Source organism: Epilithonimonas pallida (assembly GCF_900182975.1).
Classification (GTDB): Bacteria; Bacteroidota; Bacteroidia; order Flavobacteriales; family Weeksellaceae; genus Epilithonimonas; species Epilithonimonas pallida.
Genome location: NZ_FXUO01000003.1, coordinates 1 through 19,601 on the forward strand (window position 1 = coordinate 1; position 19,601 = coordinate 19,601).

Sequence of the window (19,601 nt, forward strand, 5' to 3'; positions counted from 1 at the left end):
AACTGAATGATTGAGGTTTTTTATGCCTTATATATAGCCAAGACTGTATTCTATATACCAATAACTGATAACATTTTATTATTCCATCCGATTATATTTGGAGCCCTAAAAACAATCTTTTATTCAACGCACAAATCCGGCAGGCCATTCTTCTCTTTTTAACATTTATTATTAGATAATCAAGAATGGATTAATTGTAATTCTTTAGGTCAAGCATCAATCTTAAACTCAGAATAATCTATTATTTACTTATAAATCTGTTTTCGTTTTAATCACCAGAAAAAAACAGAATTTTATTATTCGCTATTTAAATATTTTAAGCTAATTTGTTTTTATTACATTTACTTTAATTTTAACATCAATGATGATAAGAAATCTATTTTTAGCATCTTTTTCTTTTTTATGCATAGCTTTCTTTTCGGGGCAGGATTTTTCACAGAAATCTATTGACAGCTTATGGAGCATAGTTAAAGATAAAAACGCATATGTCGAAAAAGGAAGTAAAGAGATGCTGAGACTATGCACCGAAATATACTACCAATCTAAGAATGCAGGTTATGATAAAGGAGGATTAAGAGCAATCGTTAAAATGACAGAAATTTATGCTAACGAACAAAATTATACAGAAAGCTTGAAAAAAATCCATGAAGGCCTTGCATTAGCTGAAAAAAATGAAAACTATACAAGCTGGTCGGATTTATTATTTCTCCAAGGTATCATCTATACAGAACTTGGCTATTATAAGAAATCAAAAAACACTTTTTCCAAAGCATTGGTCATTGCAGATAAAATTTCTGATGATGATGAAAAGCATATCTGTAAAAGAAATGTTTATACACGGATGGCTAATAATTTGGATAAGGAAAATAAATATGACTCTGTCCGGTATTATTTTCAGAAAGCCTATGACGAGTCTGTAAAACTAAGTGATGCTTTTGCCAAAAAAAAGATTTTTGTATCGGAGTCTGTGCTGAATCTTGCTTCCGTATGTCTTCTCACAGACAATATTCCAAAAGCTGAAAAATATCTGGATGAATTTGAAATATTAATGAAAGGCGAAAAGAACAAAACCAATTTCATTATTTATTACAGGTTTAGAGGGGACATTGAAAATAAAAAGAAAAATTATACCAAAGCCATCGGATATTATAATAATGTGATACAATATTATAAAGAATATGGGTTGCTTATTTCGGAATTAACCAACAGTTATTCAGGAATAGCAGAATCTTATGAAAAACTGGGAGATTACAAGAATCAAAGCTATTATCTTACAAAAGCAAAGAAGATATCTGACAGCATCTCTTTTGCAGAAAAGAAAACCGTAGAGCAAATTCCGTCACAATCTGCGGATAATACAAAACCGATCAATATTTTTGTTATTATTATTGGGGTAATTCTCCTGGCAATTTTTACCGGCCTCTTTATTTACAAAAAGAAAAATACACAAGAATTGATTCCTGATACTATTACGAATGTTCCTTCCCCCGAAGAAAAACGAATCAATAATCCTGAGTTGCTAAATAATATCATTGAGCTGGCTAAAAAAAATGATAGATCTTTTCATCTCAAATTTTCAGAATTATTCCCGACTTTCAATCAAAAGCTTTTAGAAGTGAACCCGCAGCTTACTCATTCAGATTTGGAATACTGTGCATTAATAAAGCTAAAATTCGACACCAAGGAAATAGCATTATATAAAAAAACATCTATTGTTTCCGTAGAAAGTAAAAAATACAGAATAAGAAAAAAGCTAAACATCGGAACCGATGAAAATATCTATACCTGGCTAATGAACGTTTAATTAATATATACGTTTCCGACAGAAATCGACAATTTTCGACAGATAACGCTAACGCTTGTTTTGAGTGTGCTAGGATTTCTATAATAGTTTTGCATTTCAACCCGAACAAATGCATTATGAAAAAAAAATTATTAATTCTTAGTTTTTTATTGATCTTAACGAACATAAAAGCCCAAGCAGGAATCAAAACAGAAATTTATAAGCCCCAGGCCGTAAATGTTATCCTTATCAGCGGAATAATCTTTTTGGTAATTTTTACCGGACTCTTTATTTATTATAAGAAGAAAAGTAGCCAGGTGAAAACCCGACAAAAAGAACCGGTTCCGGAGATTATTTTTTTACCGGCAAAAGAAAAACGGACAATCGATTCAGAGTTGAACAATGTTATTGAGCTAGCAAAAAACAATGATAAATCTTTTCATATTAAATTTTCAGAATTATTTCCTGAATTCAATCAGAAGCTTTTAGAAGTGAATCCGCAACTTACCCATTCAGATTTGGAATATTGTGCTTTGATAAAGCTAAAATTCGATACTAAAGAAATAGCAATATATAAAAACACCTCTATAAGTTCTGTCGAAAGTAAAAAATACAGGATAAGAAAGAAGCTCTGTATCAGAACCGATGAAAATATGTATACCTGGATGATCAATATTTGATCATTCTTCTGATTTTTCATTTTTATAATTATCTAATTATAAGCAATATATGTATATCCGACAGAAATCACCAACTTTCGACAGATAATACTATGACTTCTTTTTGAGTATGCCGAAGTTTCTATAATAGTTTTGCATTTCAATTTAAATAAATGCAACAATGAAAAAAAAATTAGTGGTTCTTGGCTTTTTATTAATCTTAACAAATATAAGAGCCCAAGTCGGAATTAATACGGAAACTCCCAAGACAACACTGGATGTTAATGCCAAAAGGGATACCGGAGGCAACATCACTGATAATACACAGACTTACGGGTTACAAGCACCGCGATTTACCAGAGCAGAGCTTACAGCGAATACCGCAACTTACGGAGCAGACCAGAAAGGAGCTTTGGTTTATATTACAGATGTGACCGGCGGAACAGCTGCAGGACAGAGAGCAAATATTATAGATACAGGCTATTATTATTTTGACGGAACTATCTGGATGAAAATAGGCTCCGGAGGAACTGAGCCGTGGAATATCCAAAACACCACAACCCCGGCAACAGCTAATACGCAGAATGTTTATCAAAACGGAAAAGTAGCCATCGGCTTTACAAATGCAGATGCAGTTTCTTCCAAACAGTTGGAGGTGAAAGGAGACCTGAAAGCAACTTATGGAAGCGGCAGCTTTTACAGTGGAATAAATACCAATGCAACCGAACTCGGGCAAGCCAATATTTTATATATATCAGATAATGCGAACCTTAATGCCGCAACAAAAACAAGCGCAGCTCTTTTGATGCAGGATATCGCCAATCTCCAGGCAAGTAATTCAGACGGACAAGGCAGTATAGCAGCTTTTTCCAATAGTGGAGGGGGAACCGTAGGATTTGTTGCCAATAAATCTGCGACAGATGTAACCTCATCAATATGGGGATACAGCAATAATTCACTAAGCTATGTGCAATTGTCTCATCAAAAAACAGGAAAAGAAGCCACTAATGTAACCCTCGAAAAACAAAAAGGCGTGAGCTTTGATTTTAAAAAAACAGCAGATGGTTCACAGGAAGGAAATTATACCTTTCCTCGCAACAACGGCGTTGCCGGACAGGTATTGACCACCGACGGGAACAACCCAAGCGCCCAGCTATCCTGGACAACTCCTGCCCTGACAGCCATTCCCGGAACCTGGGGAACAGTGATAAAAGACTTCACTTCCTATGGAACAGGAACTCCTAAAAACATCAGCTTATATACAGGACACTCAATTACGCTGCCTCCGGGAAAATGGTTGGTTCTTTTTGGCGATATGGCTTCCTTAGGAGACAATACTGCTGCCGGAATTGGCTATCTGAATATCAATACTACAGATGCGCAGCTATGGTGCACCGGCTATTTAACGGACGGGACTGCGACAAGCACCGTTACAGCCGATTATATTAGCGCATACGGCGGGCAAAGAGGCTCGGGAGGCTCCATAGGACGGGGTATGAACAGGACTTTTGTGAGCGGTGCAGTTGCTATTAATAATACCACCGGCGGATATAAAATCTATTACTTATGGGCAAATCAGGAGTTGGAAACTCATAATTCTACGGTCACGCAGATCAATTTGAACGGTGGGACAACTGCAGGATACTGGAAAGCTGTTTTCGGGCTTAACTGGGAACGGTATTTTTATGCAGTCCCAGTCCAATAAACATGAAATTGTGCTCCGGCGCAAGGCTTTCATCGATCAGATAGTGTTTTTTTTATCTGTCAGCCGGAGCTTTTCAAAATAATAAAATCATTCATATAAAATTTTACACAAATGACAAACATCCTACACAAAATCAAAGCCTATCTTTATGAGAACCTTCTTACAAAAGATAACCCGAACGATTACATTGCCCGCACGGTCAGTGAGCGCTCTTTGTCTGTAAAGCAAATCTGTGAATCAGCAGTAAACCGTGGAGGCGCAGACATTTCCGCCTCTGCCATGGAGCATGCGACGGAGCTTTTTCTTAAAGAATGGCTTACCAGCTATGCGACGGCTATTCTGTAAATACCGGATATTTCATGGCAAATACGCAAATACGTGGCGTATTCGACAGTCCGTCCGAGACTTTCAACAGTGAAAAGCACAGCATCCTTTTCCAGTTCAACCAGGGAGAAAAGCTGAGAGCAGAAATACCAAATATAGAGATCAATATTCTTGGGGTGGCAGATGCCTCATCAGCAATCCCGCAGGTAACAGATGTAAAAAGCGGAACAATAAATGATCTTCTGACGCCAGGAAGAAACCTTAAGATCTCGGGTAACAAAATAAAAATTGCAGGCGAGGATCCTGCCAATGGCATCTTCTTCGTGGAAACAATTACACAGACCCGCACTGCAGTAAAGACCAGCGATATGGTTACCAATAATCCTTCCGAGCTTATCATCATTGTTCCCGGGTTAGCATCAGGTGGCTATAATGTGGAAATCATAACACAATATTCTGGGGGAACCACGGTATTAAAAGCACCACGAACTGCAACATTCGATAAATTATTAACGGTAATCTGATATGGGAGAGTGGAGATGTTACACTCGGGCGAGTGTGACATCTTCAAAAAATACTTTTATAATGAAAAATTGGTTGCCAAATGCAAAAAATTAAATATTCGGGATATTAAAATAAAAAGAGAAGCGCTATAAGCCGGATTCTGTTAAAGCTTGTTATTTATCTACGTTTTACATTACTACAAAACTTGAGCTGCTTACCCCTCATCAACGGACGGGCCGCCCTTGACTGATGATATACTTAGCATTGCACCGCATAGAGTTTACCTGGTTTCACTACAGCCGAACTGTACATACTTTCTGTTGCACTTGTCCTATTCTCTCAAATGACGGATGTTATCCGCTATGCTGCCCTACGGTGTCCGGACTTTCCTACCCAAATTGAAATTTGAATCAACAAGCCACGCTTCTCACTTGCAAAAATAATTAATAACTTTTTAATTCTTGATCATTTTTCTAGATAATATCATTTCACCTTTATTATATACATTAATGAAATAAATTTGAGAAGTTAATTTTGAAACATCTATTTTTTCTCGTTTGTTCAGATCGATAGTTTGCTTTTTGATAAGCTTACCAGAGTTGTCAGTTATTCTCACTTCTGTTTTCTCTGTAAAGCCAGATTTGCTTTCTATAATTATGAAATCTTCCGCAGGATTTGGATATAAAGTAAAATCATATTGTTTTGACCTTAAATCTGAAATACCTAACTCAGTTTTATTAATAGTCCAGGAAATTGTAGAAAGATGTATTGTACTATGATTGTTGGTTCTAACCATTGTTGTATTATCATAAACGCTGAAGAGAACCGTATTATTTCCAATATTCAATTGACCTGGCAGAATTGTAATATTGTTGACATCATTTTGAAAAGTAGTTCCATTGATTTTCCATTCAGATTTTAAAGTATTAGGAACTGGTAAAATTAAGTTTACTGATAAATCAACATTTGAGTTCGTATTAATTGTAGCAGAATTAGAAGGTGTGAAACTATCGATAGGATTTTTTACAGTATGTATTTTTTCGATTAATGTTTCTCTGCAGACATTACAAAATTGTCTATTCAGGTAGCGCATTTCACAATTTTGATGTGGACGATACCAAGCTGTATTCTCTGTAAATTGATAGATCCCGATATTTCCTGTATTGAGCCAGTTTTTCCAACGAACCGTTTCCGGGTCTGATGTTTTTGTTTTATTCGGAGACTCGCCGGAGCCGGAGAACCAATATTCATCCGCTAATTTGCCGAATGAATGCCCTAACTCGTGATATGCCACATCAGGAGCTTGATCATTTCTGGAAAGAAAAGCATAAGTTCCACCACAACCACCATATTCGGTATCATTTCCTAAAATTAGAGCAATGTCAAATTCAGGAATGTTTGCGGCCAAAGTTTGAGTCACTTTGGTCGTGTTTCCGTAGATGCAGCGATGTGTTCCGGAAGTATCATAAGAAGTATTAAAATAATTGGTTGGGTTTGAGACGGGAATAACAGGTTCTGTAACGTCAGAAGCAGTTCCAGGATGTTTTACACCACTTTCTTGAGAAATCACTTTCAGGGCGTAGACATTGAAGTAATTTTTATAATTGGAATAAGGCGGTTTATTCATTAAATAATTCGAAACAAAAGTTGCATCTTGCATAAAGGCAGCCTGCTCACTGGCTGTATAGCCATCTCCTAAGATTACCAGATTGATTCTTTTGTCCTTTGTGCCGTTTTCTAATAAAGGAACCAAATCAAATATCTGGCTGTATGATAAATTGAACATCAGAAGACATAATAAGTAGAAATTTTTCATAATTATAGTTTTAGAGTGAAAAGTAGGGTAGAGCGATTATTTTCTGTTTTATGGATTTCCAGTTTTGAGATATTGCCATAGTCATTGTAACGGTAAAAAAACTCAGCTTTATTAAGTTGACCAATTTGTTTTTCCATAGATTCTTGTCCATAAGACTCAAAGACCGGTGAGAAAGGATTATCAATATTAGCGGTTTTATATACCTGATTATTCCTGTCGAAAAGGACTATTTTATAAAATGTATTGGTGATGTCTTTTGCTGTTCCAAATTCTTCATTTTTAAAAAAGCCATCAGATACTTTTTTATCAATTAGTGTTATGATTTCTTTCTCGTCAGCCGTTTTTTCTCCTTCAAAGAAAAGGTAAACCATTTTGGATTGTGGCTTTTCATTCTTTTTATCCATTTCCGGATCTGACCGTACAATTGATTGATTGGTACAACTCATAATCAGAATGAAAAGAAAAAAGAAATTGGCAACTTTATTGTTAATCATAAGTCAAATATAATCAATAATATATAATGAAATTAACATTTGTTTAACAAAATAATTTAAATCTCAATAAATATCTCCCAAACGAATAAATTCTTATCTTCGTTTCCGGAATGGAAAACAAACAGAAAGAATTTTCTAAGTTAATTAAAGATAATCAGGGACTTATCATAAAAGTCTCGCGTCTTTATACCCATTCTTTGGAAGATCAGGAGGATCTTTTTCAGGAGATTGTGTTACAACTCTGGAAATCTTACGACTCATTCCAGGGCAATTCGAAGATATCCACTTGGATGTATCGTGTGGCGCTGAATACTGCTATCACTTTGTTCAGAAAAAAAACAAAGCAACCACAGACAGATGAATTGCAGGATTTTCACAGCAAAAACTATTTAGAAGATTCGGACGAAAAGCAACAGCAAATCTCTTTGTTATATAAAGTGATCAAAATGCTGCCAGATGTAGAGCGGGCTATTGTAATGATGTATCTGGATGATGAACCTTATAAAGAAATTGCGGAAACACTTGGTATCACAGAAGTGAATGCAAGGGTGAAAATGAACCGATTAAAAAAAACATTAAAAGAACTAATGATAAAGCATGCCTAATCAAGACTTTGATATAGATTCTCTGAAAAAATCTTGGCAAGACCAGGTGATTTCTGATGATTATAATCAGGAGGAAATCGAAGTGATGCTGAATAAAAAATCCAGAAATTATGTGAAATACATTCTGTGGATCAGTGTTGCAGAATTTGTAATTTTCGGGATCATCAATTTTATAGCCTTATTCTCGAATAGCTTCCATACAGATTTCACCAATATTCTTAACAAGCTGCAAATAAAGAATCAAAATGAGGTGGAGTTTTCTTTGGACAAAATTTATAATGTAATGAAGATTGCCAGTCTTGTGATAACAGGTGTCTTTGTTGTTATTTTTTATTCTAATTATAAAAAAATCAATGTAGAATCGAATCTCAAAAAATTCATTATTCACATTATCAAATTTAAAAAAACAGTTAATTTGTTTATTTTCAGTAATATATTGTTGCTGTTTTTATTTATCGGAAGCTTTACAGCTTTTATTATCTTCACCATTAAAAAGCAAAATATTCAGATTGATAATCCAACATTCTGGGGATTAATAACAGGTGTGATATTCAGTCTTTTGGTGTGTATTGTTCTCATCTTGCTTTATTACAAAATTGCCTACGGAATTATATTGAAGCGACTTTCTAAGAATTTGAAGCAGTTAGAAACCATAGATTCTCAAAAAGACTATTAATTAAAATACCTCGATGTATGGCTCGCGCAGTTTGATCTATCAGATTGTTTCAAGTATAATTAGTTTTCAATTATGACGTTGCGACATTTTTCCCTATCTTTGCACCCATTAAAAGTTCTTTGAAAATGCTGGGAAGAAGACAAATCCGCGAAAAAGTTGTAGAAACACTCTACTCTTATTATCAAAACCCCATCAAGTATGATGTTCTGGAGAAAAATATGTTCTCAGAAATCAACAAAATCTATCATCTTTATATTTACGAACTTAATTTTCTGGTAGGTCTGAAGCGTTTAGCAGAAGATCAGATCGAAATCGGGAAAAACAAATTCCTCAAAACGAATGAAGATGAAAATCCTAATCAAAAATTTGTTCGAAATCAAATCTTAATTCAGTTAGAAGATAACGAAGAAAGAAGAAGTTTCTCCGAGAAACACAAAGAACTGATCTGGGATCCGAATGATGAAATTTTGGTAAAAACTTTTCAAAGAATCAAAGCTGGAAAACGTTATCAGGATTATATGGCTGATAGCGAAATTTCTTTCGAAGATGACCAAAAATTCATTGGTAAGTTGTTCCTGAGATATGTTGCGGAAAATACGGATCTGCATGACAGATTTGAAGAGAAAGAAATGTCTTGGGCGGATGATTTCCATATCGCCAATTCAATGATTCAGAAAACGATTGGTTTTATGAAGGAATCAGAAGCTTCTCATACATTAATCAAAATGCTGAAAGATGATGAAGATGAAGATTTTGCAAGAAAACTGGTGAGACAGGCGCTTAATAACTGGGACGAAACCGAAAAAAAATTGGAGTCGAAACTATTAAACTGGGATCTGGAAAGGATTTCTTTAATTGACAGAATTATTCTGGTTGCGGCAATTACGGAATTGGACAGTTTCCCATTGACAGCTTCTAGAATTATCATTAATGAGTATATTGATGTTTCCAAAGTTTACGGAACAGACAAGTCCAATGTTTTTATTAATGGGATTCTAGACAAATACACAAAAGATATTAATCGGATATAGCTCAATATATTAGAAATCACAAAAGCGATAATATAAGACAACTAAAAATATTATTACATATGAAATCAATCAAAATATTAGCAGTAGCTGCACTTTGCACATTGGCTTTTTCTTGTAACAAAAAAGAAGAAACAGCTTCTTCTGCAGAAAACTTAGATTCTGCCCAGGCAAAAACTGTGGTTGACGCACTTTCCCAACATGAAACGCCGGAAGAATCTGAGATGTTGAAAGAAGCCCAAAGCAAGCCATTGACAACGATCGCTTTCAGCGAAACTGACCACAACTTTGGCGACATCAAAAAAGGCGAAAAAGTAGAGCACGTTTACGAAGTGACCAACACAGGAACTAATCCGTTGATTATCTCTAATGTTAAACCAGGTTGCGGATGTACAGTTCCAGATTATACAAAAGAGCCGATCTTACCAGGGAAAAAAGGTAAAATCACTTTACACTTCGATTCTACAAACTTCGACGGATCAGTCAATAAAATAGCTGATGTTTTCCTGAATGTAGAAAAAGCACCGGTTCGTTTAACATTCTCAGCTAACATTTTACCATAAGATTATGCTAACAATATTTTTACAGGCAGCCCCGGCGCAGTCTATGACACCAACACTTTTGATGATCGGATTGATGTTCGTCGGATTTTATTTTCTGATGATCCGCCCGCAGATGAGAAAACAGAAACAGGAGAAATCTTTCCAGGAAGCATTGAAGCCGGGCGCAAAAGTAGTTACTACTTCCGGAATGCATGGAACGATCTTTTCGGTTAATGAAGACGGTGTGGTTTTAGAAACTTTAAGCGGAAAACTAAAATTCGAAAAAGCGGCAATTTCCAGAGATTTTACAATGGCCAGATTCCCGGAAACTTTTGGAGTAGATAAAAAGAAATAATATTAATTATTATTCTAAATATAAATCGCCCGAAATCTTCGATTTCGGGCGATTATTTTATCATCAAATCAACGGTTTCAAAAATTAACAAATCATCATTTCGTCACTTGATCAATAAACTCCAATACCGAATCCTTGCTCCAATCCATAGAACTATCTTCTTTTTTCAGGATTCTCCCATCTTTTCCAATCAGATAAGTTGTAGGAAAAGCAACAGGTAAAATCTTCGGATCCAAAGGACTTTCCGCTATGTAAACAGGCACTGTATAATTATTTTCTTTTAAAAATTTTTTCACATCTTCCTCTTGATCTTGCATGGCAATCAGGGCAAATTCAAGCTTATCTTTTTTCAATTGATAGAGCTTCTCAATCGTCGGCCATTCCGTTCTGCAAGGCGGACACCAGGTTCCCCAAAAATTCAGGAAAAGCACCTTTCCTCTTAAGCTTTTCAGATTGGTACTGCTTGTGTTAATTCCTTTCAGATCAATATTCAAAACATCTTCAGAAAGCATCGTTTCATTATTGATTTTCGCTACAGTTGGGCTCATCGCGATCTGTTCCGACACAAAATCACGAAGCGGTTTTATCAAGGCAAATGCTGACAAAATAAAGATGATGATTATATAAATCAGATTTTTCTTCAGAAATTTCATCCGGATTAAATTTAAAGTAATTCCAAAAGTTCCTCAATCGTATCGAAGCCTCTGTTTTTAGCATAATAAGTCTGCAATTCCACATAGAACTGGTCTTTCGTGAATTCTTCCGGATTCGCTTTATGTTTGTTCAAAAGCTCAGTCCCGTGTTTTGGTCTCGGTCCCCAATGGGCGATTTCATTAAAATCTTCATCCAGGAAAATAACAATCGGAATCGATTTGCCACCATTGGTCAAGTAATTATCAATCAAACTTGGTTCCTGGTCACGGTAAGTTATCCTGACTTCGAATTGCTCAAAAAACTTTACCACAACAGGAATCACCTGGCTTGCATCACCACACCAGGATTCAGAAATAATCAGGATTTTTCCCCGAAAGTTTTTTTGTGCAAACTTTTCAACCTGTTCAGAATTCGGAAGGTATTTCTCCCACATTCTGTTCATTCTTTGGATACCTAATCTGTAATATTCTGCATAATCAGCTTCTTGTGTGTCTTTTGGATTGCCTAATCTCTCTCCGGCATCACGAAGATATTCTGTGTAAGAAACAGCATTGTCCCAATATTGTTTGATGTTCATTATATTTTTCTGGTTTTATTAATTAAATACATATCTGCTAAAACAAAAGCGGCTAAACTTTCTACAATAGGAACAGCTCTTGGAACTACACAAGGGTCGTGTCTTCCTTTGCCTTCAATGGTTACGGTTTCGCCATCTTTATTGATGCTTTCCTGCGGGCGGAGAATCGTTGCCACCGGTTTGAATGCTGCGCGGAAATAAATGTCCATTCCGTTAGAGATTCCACCTTGGATTCCTCCGGAAAGATTGGATTGAGTTGTTCCGTCTTGGTTGAAAAGGTCATTGTGTTCCTTTCCTGTCATTTTTGCACCACAAAAACCGCTTCCGTATTCAAAACCTTTGCAGGCATTGATGTTCAGCATTGCTTTTCCCAATTCGGCGTGTAGTTTGTTGAAAATTGGTTCACCCAAACCAGTCGGAGCATTTTTGATAACACAAGTTACCGTTCCGCCAATCGTGTTGCCTTCTTTTTTGATTTCCTTGATTTTTTCAATCATCTTTTCAGCGGTTTCCTCATCCGGACAACGAACAATATTACTTTCGGTTTTAGAAAAATCCAAAGCCTGATAGGGTTTCTCACAGAAGATCTCACCAACCGAAGAAACATACGCATTAATTTCAATTTCCGGGAGAAGTTGTTTGGCTAAAGCTCCGGCAACGACCCAATTCAAAGTTTCACGGGCAGACGATTTTCCGCCGCCGCGATAATCCCGGATTCCGAATTTTTGGTCGTAAGTATAATCGGCGTGACTAGGGCGATAAGCCTGTGCGATGTGATCGTAATCTTTGGAACGCTGGTTTTCATTCTCAACAATGAAGCCGATTGGCGTTCCGGTCGTTTTTCCATCAAAAATCCCTGACAGAAAACGAACTTTATCGCCCTCTTTTCTTTGTGTAACAATAGCAGATTGTCCTGGTTTTCTGCGATCCAGTTCTTGTTGAACTTTCTCAATATCGATTTCCAGACCAGCGGGAAAATTGGTAATAATTCCGCCATAAGCTTCTCCGTGACTTTCGCCAAAGGAAGAAAGCGTCAAAAAGTTTCCTAAAACATTAAACATAAACAGAAGTTAGATAATAGACGAATAGATGATAGATTTTAATCTGCGTCTAACGTTACAAATTTACTGATTAAAAACTTATTTTTAAATAAATTGACAGTCTATTATCCTTCAGTCTATTATCTGAAAATCTATCTTTGCAAAATGAATTCTAGTAAAACTGTTCTGATTCTCGGCGCTAATTCGGATGTTGCAAAACAAGCCATCAAACTTTACATCAATAAAGGCTATTCTGTAGTTGCCGCTTCCAGAAATCTAAAATCTCTGGAAAAATTTGCTGATGAACATCATCTGGATAAATCTAAAATCGAAATTAAATACTTCGATGCCACAGATTTTTCTTCGCATCAAGATTTCTATGATGGATTATCTGTAAAACCCAATATCGTTGTTTACGCCGCAGGATTCCTAGTGGAAAATCAGGAAGCTTTAAAAAATTTCGTAGGCACTTTCGAAATGATGAAAACTAATTACATCGGCGCAGTTTCTATTCTTAATATCATTGCGATGGATAATTCGAACAAAAATCTGGAAAGGATTATCGGGTTGTCATCGTTGTCAGGCGTTCGTGGGCGAAAAAGTAATTTCGTTTATGGAAGTACAAAATCTGCTTTTACACAATATTTGGCCGGACTTCGACAAGAATTAACTTCAAGAGAAATTATTGTAAATGTTTTGGTTATCGGTTATATCAATACCAAAATCAATGCTGGATTAGAGCTTAGCAAAAAACTAATAATGGAACCTGATTATGTTGCTAAATTTATTATTAATGCCGGAAACTCATTTGAAATTGTTCCCAACTGGAAATGGAAAATCATCTATTGGATTCTAAAATTATCTCCGGAGTTTCTGGTGGCGAAATTGCCTTAAGATATGAAAATTTAATTCATACTTTTTTAGTATGAATTAAAAATTATTTTATAGTTTTGTCCTATAAAATAATTTTTGATGGAACTGAAATCATTAGATAAAGTCAGTAATCTTACTCCGGACCAGTTTGTTTCTCAATATATGAAACAGAATATTCCGATTATTTTAGAAGATTTTGTTGATTCAGAGAGTGTTGCATTCCAAAAATGGAATTATGATTATTTCAAGGAAATTGCCGGGGAAAAAGAAGTGGATGTTTATGGTGGAGAAATCCATTCTCTCAACAGAGCAGCCAGCAAACCGATTGCAAAAATGACTTTTGCAGAATATCTCGATCTCATCACCAACAAAGCAACAGAATATCGATTGTTTCTTTTTAATCTGCTCACCATAAAACCTGAACTTAAAAAGGATATTCAGTATAAAGATATCACGAAAGGTAAAGTTCTTCATTGGCTTCCATTTATGTTTTTCGGAGGCGAAGGTTCCAATACCAGAAATCACGTTGATATCGATATGTCACACGTTTTTCTGACACAATATCAGGGAATTAAAAGAGTTTGGTTATTTCCACTCAACCAATCTGATTTACTTTACAAGTTGCCTTACAATTTTCATAGCATTGCCAATCTTAAAACTTCAAGCCAAGAAGAATTTCCAGGATTGAAATATCTTAAAGGCTATGAAGCAGTTCTAAAACCGGGACAAACGCTTTACATGCCTTCTGGCTGGTGGCATTTTATCCAATATGAAACGGAAGGTTATTCTATTTCAGTAAGAGCTTTGCCATCAAAATTGATTGAAAAGTGGCGAGGATGTAGAAATCTGGTATTTACGAGACATTTCGATAACCTGATGAGAGAGCTATTCAAGGAAAAATGGTTCGATTATAAAGTTTCTGTCGCAAAAAAAAGAGCTCAAAAAGCAATCGATAAAATCGAAGGAAAACACATTTTGGATGATATTCCGGATATTCCGATACATTTTTGAATTACAGATTTTTTAATTAAAAAGAAAGTACCCTGTTCAAGAGGTTATTCTTTGATTGTTTTACGATGTTTGTTTATAAAATATGCCACAATAATATTTGGAACCCAGCATAACCAAGCGACTATGAGATATGCTAATTCTGGAGATTTTAATAATCCATTTAATAATGGGATCCAAAGCCTGAGAGTGACAGCCGCAAAAGTACACGCATAACTGTAGGTCATAAAGTTTTGATGCTTTTTGATATTGCCATTTTTTATACTTATTAATGCAATAATAGTTGTGATAAACCACAGAATGCCCAAACAAATAAATCCGAATGCAGATATAAATCCACCATTTGCAAAAAATCCAATATATATAGCTGTGATAGAGCTGATGATTACTGAAAGGACATAAAGCTTGCCTATTTTTCTATGTAGTATGGAACTTTTTTTTCGTAATTTTTCTACAAACTGAATCCATCCTATAATAAGAGATAGTCCTCCAAAACTAATATGACAAATAAATGAAATTTTCCATATCAAATTGTTTGTTACTTCTGGGATTTTGCTGTTAAGAAAGGTATATTTTTCTTCCACAAAGAGATAAATTGAAGGGAATAGTAAGCCTGTGAACAAAGCCAAAACAATGATAATAATAAATAATAACTTCTTTACCATAAAAATATTAGGATTAATCAATGGGTATAAATCCCGACAAATATGAGAAGTTTGAGAAGTGAAACTGTTCCAAAATGTAAGTTGAAACCAATTTTATTCTTCTAAAATGGAAAAGTTAAAATAATTAATGAGAAATTTCTTTGTTATTTCAAATCCAGATTTTGTTCTTTTAAAAATTCTTTAGGAGATTTGTTCTCATATTTCTTAAAATTTCTATTGAATGACGTTTTAGAATTAAAACCACTTTCAAATGCCAAAGAAAGAATCGTGAATTTTTCATTTTCAGGTAAAACTGCTAATCTTTTGAATTCCTTAATTCTATAAGTATTAACATAGTCGTAGAAATTTTTATTTTCCACTGTGTTGATGATTTGTGAAAGCAAATTGGGGTGAACTTCTAAAAGATTCGAAACCAAATTCAGGTTTAGTTCAGGGTCGGTATAGAGCTTTTCAGATTCCATCTTGTGGACTAATTTTTTGTAAATCAGCTGGATTTTTTCATCACTCAAAAGAGATTTTTGATATTTTACAGGAACTTCTTTCTTCTCTGGTTGGATTTCTTCAAGAGTATTAATTTCTAATTCTGAAATATTTAATATTCCAGCTTTATTGATTCCAAAATATGCTGCAGTAAGAACAAAAATAACCACTGAGGTAAAAATTAGAATATCATTTTTTGTTATAACACAGAACCATATTATTAACATCCCTATGATGAGATAATAAGCCCAATTCAAATTGATTTTTTCAAGATTAGAATATTGGTTAGAGATTTTATTTTTATATTTTTTGAGTGAAACGAAGCTTAAACTAATATAAATAATTCCTGAAATAATCATCAAAATATTAAGTGCTTTCCTTAACTCCAAATAACTCTTTTCATTTTGGTAAATTTCGATTTTCTCTTCGGGAGGTAAGATGAAAAAATCATACAAAATACAGTAGATGCTAACTACTGTTAAAAAATGAAGAAACCAATATTTATTAAGTTTTTGCCGAGTAAGGCTTTCTATATAAAGATATAATATAGGACCGTGAATAAAAGGAAACGCTTTTTCTATTCCTAAAAAGCCCGGGAAATGTAGATATTCTCCTGAAAAAATATATATAAACAAAGTAAGATGTAGTCCAATTACAAAAAACCATACAGACAATACATAATCTGAAATGTTTTTTCTTTTCTTTCCAAGAATTAGAAAAGATGAGAAAAAAGCTATGAAAATTCCTGCAAAATAAAATATCATCAGAATTAATAAAAGGGTATGATACTTGGCTCAAAACAAAAAGCGAGAAAAAATCTCGCTTCTAATTTATGATTTTAAATCTAATTTCAGTTCCAACTCCGTGAGTTGTTCCTGATGAATAGGCGCTGGTGCGTCAATCATCACATCTCTTCCTGAATTGTTTTTCGGGAAAGCAATGTAGTCTCTGATGACTTCGTTTCCGTCTAAAATAGCTACCAAACGGTCAAATCCGAAAGCTAAACCTCCGTGAGGCGGCGCTCCATATTTGAAAGCGTTCATCAGGAATCCGAATTGCGCTTCTGCTTCTTCTTTTGAGAATCCTAACAAGTCAAACATTTTGGACTGCAAATCTTTATCGAAAATTCTGATAGAACCACCACCGATTTCGTTTCCATTCAAAACTAAATCGTAAGCATTGGCTCTTGCTTTTCCCGGGTCAGTTTCCAATAAACCAAAGTCTTCGGTTTTCGGAGAGGTGAATGGGTGATGCATTGCGTGGTATCTTCCGCTTTCTTCATCAAATTCCAGTAATGGGAAATCTACAACCCAAAGTGGTGCAAATTCGTTCCCTTTTCTGAGTCCAAGACGATTTCCTAATTCCATTCTCAAAGCTGAAAGTTGAGTTCTTACTTTATCAGCGTTTCCACTCATTAAGAACATCAAATCTCCGGCTTTTGCTCCAAATTTCTCAGCGATTTTCTTTAAATCTTCTTCAGAATAGAATTTGTTAACGGATGAAGTTATAACACCGTCGTTCTGGAATTTGATCCAAACCATTCCAGTTGCTCCGATTTGCGGGCGTTTTACCCAATCAATCAATTCATCGATTTGTTTTCTGGTGTAATCCGCAATGCCTTCAACATTAATCCCAACAATCAATTCCGAATCATCGAATATTTTGAAATCTTTTCCTTTTACCAACTCATTCAGTTCCACGAATTCCAATCCGAAACGGATGTCCGGTTTGTCGTTACCATATTTCTGCATCGCATCAGCAAATGTCATTCTTGGGAAATTGTCGAAATCTTTTCCTGTGATGTCTTTCAATAAAGTTTTGGTCATGCCTTCGAAAACATTCATAATGTCTTCCTGTTCTACAAATGCCATTTCGCAATCGATTTGAGTGAATTCCGGCTGTCTGTCGGCACGCAAATCCTCGTCACGGAAACATTTTACGATTTGGAAATATCTGTCCATTCCGCCAACCATCAACAATTGTTTGAAAGTTTGTGGTGATTGAGGAAGCGCATAAAACTGTCCGGGATTCATTCTGCTTGGAACTACGAAATCTCTTGCACCTTCCGGAGTTGACTTAATCAAAACAGGTGTTTCAACTTCGATAAAACCTGAATCTGAAAGATAATTTCTCACTTTCTGCGCCATTTTGTGACGGAAAATCAGTTTGTCTTTTACAGGGTTTCTTCTGATATCGAGATATCTGTATTTCATTCTCAATTCTTCGCCACCGTCCGTTTCGTCTTCGATAGTGAAAGGAGGAAGTTCAGACGCATTTAATATTTTTAAATCGGAAACTAAAATTTCGATGTCACCGGTTGGGATTTTCGGATTTTTTGAAGCACGTTCTATAACAGTTCCTTCTACTTGGATCACAAATTCGCGGCCTAATTTCTTAGCCGATTCCAATAATTCTTTTGAACTTCTTTCTTCGTCTAAAACCAATTGTGTAATGCCGTAACGATCCCGCAAATCGACCCAAATCATAAAACCTTTGTCCCGGATGGTTTGTACCCAGCCGGAAAGTGTTACTTTTTCATTCAGATTTGCCAGCGTCAGTTCGCCGTTTGTGTGTGTACGGAACATTTTTTTTAGATGTTAGTTGTTAGACTTTAGATATTAGACTTTTAGTAGGCTAATTTCCGAGTGCAAAGATAAGGTTTTGCGAGAAATAATTTTGATTGATGTTTAAAGGTTTTTTGATGTCAGAGGTTGAATCTTGGCACAGCGCGTAAGGGATAGTAGTGGATATCCTTTTTCTGTTCTCTGAACAGGAAAAGATAGGAACGGATAGCCCGACCCGGGCTGACGGACATGCGCTGGCGAGGGATACGCCTAAGTATTGGTTAATTAAAAATTAATTCATAAATTCGTAATAATCAAATACTTAATTATTATGGGAAAAGGTGACCAAAAATCCACCAAAGGAAAAAGAGTACGCGGAAGTTATGGAAAAACGAGACCGAAAAAATCTTCCAAATCTGTAGTAGTTGCTGAAAAACCAGCAAAAGTAAAGGCCGAACCAAAACCAAAAGCAGTAAAACCGAAAGCAGAAAAAGCTGAAGAAACTGAAGAAAAACCAAAAGCAAAACGAACAAAAAAAGCCGAAGAATAATCTTCGGCTTCATTTTTTTATAAGGAATTTATTTTCCAAAAATGCTTCCCAACAATCCGCCAAGTCCACCTTGTTGAGATTGTTGTTGATTTCCGCCACCAAGAACACTTCCCAAAATATCGCCCAAACCACCACTAGAAGATTGTTGAGCGCCACCAAGAACGCTTCCGAGGATGTTACTTAAAGGATTGTCCGATGCCTGCGCTTGCTGGGAAGAACTTCCAAGTATTCCGCCTAGCAAATCTCCTAAGCCTCCACCGGAAGTTACATTGTTTGCCTGCTTTTGCTGACCGATATAACCCATAATTACAGGAGCTAAAGTTGCCAGAACCGGCCCGATTTTGTCCATAGAAATCCCTGTATTTTGTGATAATTGATTTTCTACGTTGGCTTTTTCTCCTCCAAAGATATGACTTAAAATAGAATCGCCTTCTTGTTCTCTGTCAAGTGCCTGAGCAGGATTGTTGAGGATACTTCCGTCATGGTCTCTGTCGAGAGCAGCATTCAGTTTGTCTGCTTCTTCTGCATTTTCCGATTTTTTCTTAAGGTAACTGATCACCAAAGGTGCAGCTACAACCAATAAGGCAATGATTTGATTTTTGCTGATCCCGAATTTGTTTTCAGCCTGTTCAGCGACTTGATTACCGGCGCTTCCAGTGATAAGGTCTAATAGACTCATAATTTATGTTTTTAAAATGT

At 35.6% G+C, this 19,601-nt stretch carries 21 protein-coding genes, 1 other RNA gene and 1 pseudogene; 13 read left to right on the plus strand and 10 right to left on the minus strand.

What is annotated here, in order from left to right:
* Nucleotides 1–361: 361 nt before the first annotated feature.
* The 5 genes and pseudogenes from QOL71_RS06005 to QOL71_RS06025 all read left to right on the plus strand — a co-directional run bounded on the left by QOL71_RS06005 (nucleotide 362) and on the right by QOL71_RS06025 (nucleotide 4,995).
* On the plus strand, nucleotides 362–1,804 hold the full coding sequence (locus QOL71_RS06005) for a tetratricopeptide repeat protein (RefSeq protein ID WP_283416068.1): 1,443 nt from the start codon (nucleotides 362–364) through the stop codon (nucleotides 1,802–1,804).
* A gap of 116 nt (nucleotides 1,805–1,920) precedes the next feature.
* Nucleotides 1,921–2,463 (plus strand): helix-turn-helix transcriptional regulator, encoded by a 543-nt coding sequence (locus QOL71_RS06010; protein WP_283416069.1) that lies wholly within the window; start codon nucleotides 1,921–1,923, stop codon nucleotides 2,461–2,463.
* Nucleotides 2,464–2,623: 160 nt separating this feature from the next.
* A complete protein-coding gene (locus tag QOL71_RS06015) occupies nucleotides 2,624–4,147 on the plus strand; it encodes a hypothetical protein (protein WP_283416070.1) in 1,524 nt (507 codons plus the stop codon).
* A gap of 111 nt (nucleotides 4,148–4,258) precedes the next feature.
* Nucleotides 4,259–4,590, plus strand: a pseudogene (locus QOL71_RS06020) (DNA-binding domain-containing protein); the annotation flags it as partial.
* A gap of 57 nt (nucleotides 4,591–4,647) precedes the next feature.
* Nucleotides 4,648–4,995 (plus strand): DUF4469 domain-containing protein, encoded by a 348-nt coding sequence (locus tag QOL71_RS06025; RefSeq protein WP_283416469.1) that lies wholly within the window; start codon nucleotides 4,648–4,650, stop codon nucleotides 4,993–4,995.
* A gap of 113 nt (nucleotides 4,996–5,108) precedes the next feature.
* Here QOL71_RS06025 and rnpB read toward each other — a convergent pair.
* The 3 genes from rnpB to QOL71_RS06040 all read right to left on the minus strand — a co-directional run bounded on the left by rnpB (nucleotide 5,109) and on the right by QOL71_RS06040 (nucleotide 7,285).
* Nucleotides 5,109–5,405, minus strand: an RNA gene (gene rnpB / locus QOL71_RS06030) — RNase P RNA component class A.
* 24 nt (nucleotides 5,406–5,429) lie between these two features.
* The gene (locus tag QOL71_RS06035) at nucleotides 5,430–6,791 is read right to left on the minus strand and encodes a T9SS type A sorting domain-containing protein (RefSeq protein ID WP_283416071.1); all 1,362 of its coding nucleotides are present in this window, start codon (nucleotides 6,789–6,791) and stop codon (nucleotides 5,430–5,432) included.
* A 2-nt stretch (nucleotides 6,792–6,793) separates the two neighbouring features.
* Nucleotides 6,794–7,285 carry a hypothetical protein gene (locus QOL71_RS06040; protein WP_283416072.1) on the minus strand — a complete coding sequence of 164 codons (492 nt, stop codon included), beginning with the start codon at nucleotides 7,283–7,285 and terminating at the stop codon, nucleotides 6,794–6,796.
* Nucleotides 7,286–7,395: 110 nt separating this feature from the next.
* Here QOL71_RS06040 and QOL71_RS06045 point away from each other — a divergent pair, with 110 nt between their 5' ends.
* The 5 genes from QOL71_RS06045 (at nucleotide 7,396) to yajC (ending at nucleotide 10,491) form a co-directional block, all read left to right on the plus strand.
* Nucleotides 7,396–7,890: an RNA polymerase sigma factor gene (locus QOL71_RS06045; protein ID WP_120213278.1), complete on the plus strand. Its 495-nt coding sequence runs from the start codon at nucleotides 7,396–7,398 to the stop codon at nucleotides 7,888–7,890.
* The gene (locus QOL71_RS06050) at nucleotides 7,883–8,566 is read left to right on the plus strand and encodes a beta-carotene 15,15'-monooxygenase (protein WP_283416073.1); all 684 of its coding nucleotides are present in this window, start codon (nucleotides 7,883–7,885) and stop codon (nucleotides 8,564–8,566) included. The genes QOL71_RS06045 and QOL71_RS06050 overlap by 8 nt, the downstream gene beginning before the upstream one ends.
* A 125-nt stretch (nucleotides 8,567–8,691) precedes the next feature.
* Nucleotides 8,692–9,597 (plus strand): transcription antitermination protein NusB, encoded by a 906-nt coding sequence (locus QOL71_RS06055; protein WP_283416074.1) that lies wholly within the window; start codon nucleotides 8,692–8,694, stop codon nucleotides 9,595–9,597.
* A 59-nt stretch (nucleotides 9,598–9,656) separates the two neighbouring features.
* Nucleotides 9,657–10,157 (plus strand): DUF1573 domain-containing protein, encoded by a 501-nt coding sequence (locus tag QOL71_RS06060; protein WP_283416075.1) that lies wholly within the window; start codon nucleotides 9,657–9,659, stop codon nucleotides 10,155–10,157.
* 4 nt (nucleotides 10,158–10,161) lie between these two features.
* Complete coding sequence (yajC, locus tag QOL71_RS06065) at nucleotides 10,162–10,491, plus strand: preprotein translocase subunit YajC (protein ID WP_283416076.1); 330 nt, start codon at nucleotides 10,162–10,164, stop codon at nucleotides 10,489–10,491.
* A gap of 95 nt (nucleotides 10,492–10,586) precedes the next feature.
* Here the strand turns inward: yajC and QOL71_RS06070 are convergent, their stop codons facing one another.
* Genes QOL71_RS06070 through aroC form a run of 3 tightly spaced genes read right to left on the minus strand, consistent with a single transcriptional unit; the run spans nucleotide 10,587 to nucleotide 12,783 of the window.
* Nucleotides 10,587–11,144 (minus strand): TlpA family protein disulfide reductase, encoded by a 558-nt coding sequence (locus QOL71_RS06070; protein WP_283416077.1) that lies wholly within the window; start codon nucleotides 11,142–11,144, stop codon nucleotides 10,587–10,589.
* 11 nt (nucleotides 11,145–11,155) lie between these two features.
* Nucleotides 11,156–11,722 carry a thioredoxin family protein gene (locus QOL71_RS06075; protein ID WP_283416078.1) on the minus strand — a complete coding sequence of 189 codons (567 nt, stop codon included), beginning with the start codon at nucleotides 11,720–11,722 and terminating at the stop codon, nucleotides 11,156–11,158.
* Nucleotides 11,722–12,783, minus strand: coding sequence for a chorismate synthase (gene aroC, locus QOL71_RS06080; protein ID WP_283416079.1), 1,062 nt, complete (start codon nucleotides 12,781–12,783; stop codon nucleotides 11,722–11,724). The genes QOL71_RS06075 and aroC overlap by 1 nt, the downstream gene beginning before the upstream one ends.
* A gap of 144 nt (nucleotides 12,784–12,927) precedes the next feature.
* Here aroC and QOL71_RS06085 point away from each other — a divergent pair, with 144 nt between their 5' ends.
* The gene (locus tag QOL71_RS06085) at nucleotides 12,928–13,656 is read left to right on the plus strand and encodes an SDR family NAD(P)-dependent oxidoreductase (protein ID WP_283416080.1); all 729 of its coding nucleotides are present in this window, start codon (nucleotides 12,928–12,930) and stop codon (nucleotides 13,654–13,656) included.
* A gap of 78 nt (nucleotides 13,657–13,734) precedes the next feature.
* Nucleotides 13,735–14,646 (plus strand): cupin-like domain-containing protein, encoded by a 912-nt coding sequence (locus QOL71_RS06090; protein ID WP_283416081.1) that lies wholly within the window; start codon nucleotides 13,735–13,737, stop codon nucleotides 14,644–14,646.
* A 44-nt stretch (nucleotides 14,647–14,690) separates the two neighbouring features.
* Here QOL71_RS06090 and QOL71_RS06095 read toward each other — a convergent pair whose 3' ends face one another.
* The 3 genes from QOL71_RS06095 to aspS all read right to left on the minus strand — a co-directional run bounded on the left by QOL71_RS06095 (nucleotide 14,691) and on the right by aspS (nucleotide 18,373).
* A complete protein-coding gene (locus QOL71_RS06095) occupies nucleotides 14,691–15,308 on the minus strand; it encodes a DUF2306 domain-containing protein (RefSeq protein WP_283416082.1) in 618 nt (205 codons plus the stop codon).
* A gap of 143 nt (nucleotides 15,309–15,451) precedes the next feature.
* On the minus strand, nucleotides 15,452–16,552 hold the full coding sequence (locus QOL71_RS06100; protein ID WP_283416083.1) for a helix-turn-helix domain-containing protein: 1,101 nt from the start codon (nucleotides 16,550–16,552) through the stop codon (nucleotides 15,452–15,454).
* A 66-nt stretch (nucleotides 16,553–16,618) separates the two neighbouring features.
* Nucleotides 16,619–18,373 carry an aspartate--tRNA ligase gene (gene aspS, locus QOL71_RS06105; RefSeq protein WP_283416084.1) on the minus strand — a complete coding sequence of 585 codons (1,755 nt, stop codon included), beginning with the start codon at nucleotides 18,371–18,373 and terminating at the stop codon, nucleotides 16,619–16,621.
* Nucleotides 18,374–18,683: 310 nt separating this feature from the next.
* Here aspS and QOL71_RS17665 point away from each other — a divergent pair, with 310 nt between their 5' ends.
* Nucleotides 18,684–18,902: a 30S ribosomal protein THX gene (locus QOL71_RS17665; RefSeq protein ID WP_346772092.1), complete on the plus strand. Its 219-nt coding sequence runs from the start codon at nucleotides 18,684–18,686 to the stop codon at nucleotides 18,900–18,902.
* Between the two features lie 28 nt (nucleotides 18,903–18,930).
* Here QOL71_RS17665 and QOL71_RS06115 read toward each other — a convergent pair whose 3' ends face one another.
* Nucleotides 18,931–19,581 (minus strand): DUF937 domain-containing protein, encoded by a 651-nt coding sequence (locus tag QOL71_RS06115; protein ID WP_283416085.1) that lies wholly within the window; start codon nucleotides 19,579–19,581, stop codon nucleotides 18,931–18,933.
* Nucleotides 19,582–19,601 lie beyond the last annotated feature (20 nt).

Coding starts and splice junctions, on each gene's coding strand:
- QOL71_RS06005 (WP_283416068.1), top strand. CDS start 362: ATGATGATAAGAAATCTATTTTTAGCATCTTTTTCTTTTTTATGCATA.
- QOL71_RS06010 (WP_283416069.1), top strand. CDS start 1,921: ATGAAAAAAAAATTATTAATTCTTAGTTTTTTATTGATCTTAACGAAC.
- QOL71_RS06015 (WP_283416070.1), top strand. CDS start 2,624: ATGAAAAAAAAATTAGTGGTTCTTGGCTTTTTATTAATCTTAACAAAT.
- QOL71_RS06035 (WP_283416071.1), bottom strand. CDS start 6,791: ATGAAAAATTTCTACTTATTATGTCTTCTGATGTTCAATTTATCATAC.
- QOL71_RS06040 (WP_283416072.1), bottom strand. CDS start 7,285: ATGATTAACAATAAAGTTGCCAATTTCTTTTTTCTTTTCATTCTGATT.
- QOL71_RS06045 (WP_120213278.1), top strand. CDS start 7,396: ATGGAAAACAAACAGAAAGAATTTTCTAAGTTAATTAAAGATAATCAG.
- QOL71_RS06050 (WP_283416073.1), top strand. CDS start 7,883: ATGCCTAATCAAGACTTTGATATAGATTCTCTGAAAAAATCTTGGCAA.
- QOL71_RS06055 (WP_283416074.1), top strand. CDS start 8,692: ATGCTGGGAAGAAGACAAATCCGCGAAAAAGTTGTAGAAACACTCTAC.
- QOL71_RS06060 (WP_283416075.1), top strand. CDS start 9,657: ATGAAATCAATCAAAATATTAGCAGTAGCTGCACTTTGCACATTGGCT.
- yajC (WP_283416076.1), top strand. CDS start 10,162: ATGCTAACAATATTTTTACAGGCAGCCCCGGCGCAGTCTATGACACCA.
- QOL71_RS06070 (WP_283416077.1), bottom strand. CDS start 11,144: ATGAAATTTCTGAAGAAAAATCTGATTTATATAATCATCATCTTTATT.
- QOL71_RS06075 (WP_283416078.1), bottom strand. CDS start 11,722: ATGAACATCAAACAATATTGGGACAATGCTGTTTCTTACACAGAATAT.
- aroC (WP_283416079.1), bottom strand. CDS start 12,783: ATGTTTAATGTTTTAGGAAACTTTTTGACGCTTTCTTCCTTTGGCGAA.
- QOL71_RS06085 (WP_283416080.1), top strand. CDS start 12,928: ATGAATTCTAGTAAAACTGTTCTGATTCTCGGCGCTAATTCGGATGTT.
- QOL71_RS06090 (WP_283416081.1), top strand. CDS start 13,735: ATGGAACTGAAATCATTAGATAAAGTCAGTAATCTTACTCCGGACCAG.
- QOL71_RS06095 (WP_283416082.1), bottom strand. CDS start 15,308: ATGGTAAAGAAGTTATTATTTATTATTATCATTGTTTTGGCTTTGTTC.
- QOL71_RS06100 (WP_283416083.1), bottom strand. CDS start 16,552: ATGATATTTTATTTTGCAGGAATTTTCATAGCTTTTTTCTCATCTTTT.
- aspS (WP_283416084.1), bottom strand. CDS start 18,373: ATGTTCCGTACACACACAAACGGCGAACTGACGCTGGCAAATCTGAAT.
- QOL71_RS17665 (WP_346772092.1), top strand. CDS start 18,684: ATGGGAAAAGGTGACCAAAAATCCACCAAAGGAAAAAGAGTACGCGGA.
- QOL71_RS06115 (WP_283416085.1), bottom strand. CDS start 19,581: ATGAGTCTATTAGACCTTATCACTGGAAGCGCCGGTAATCAAGTCGCT.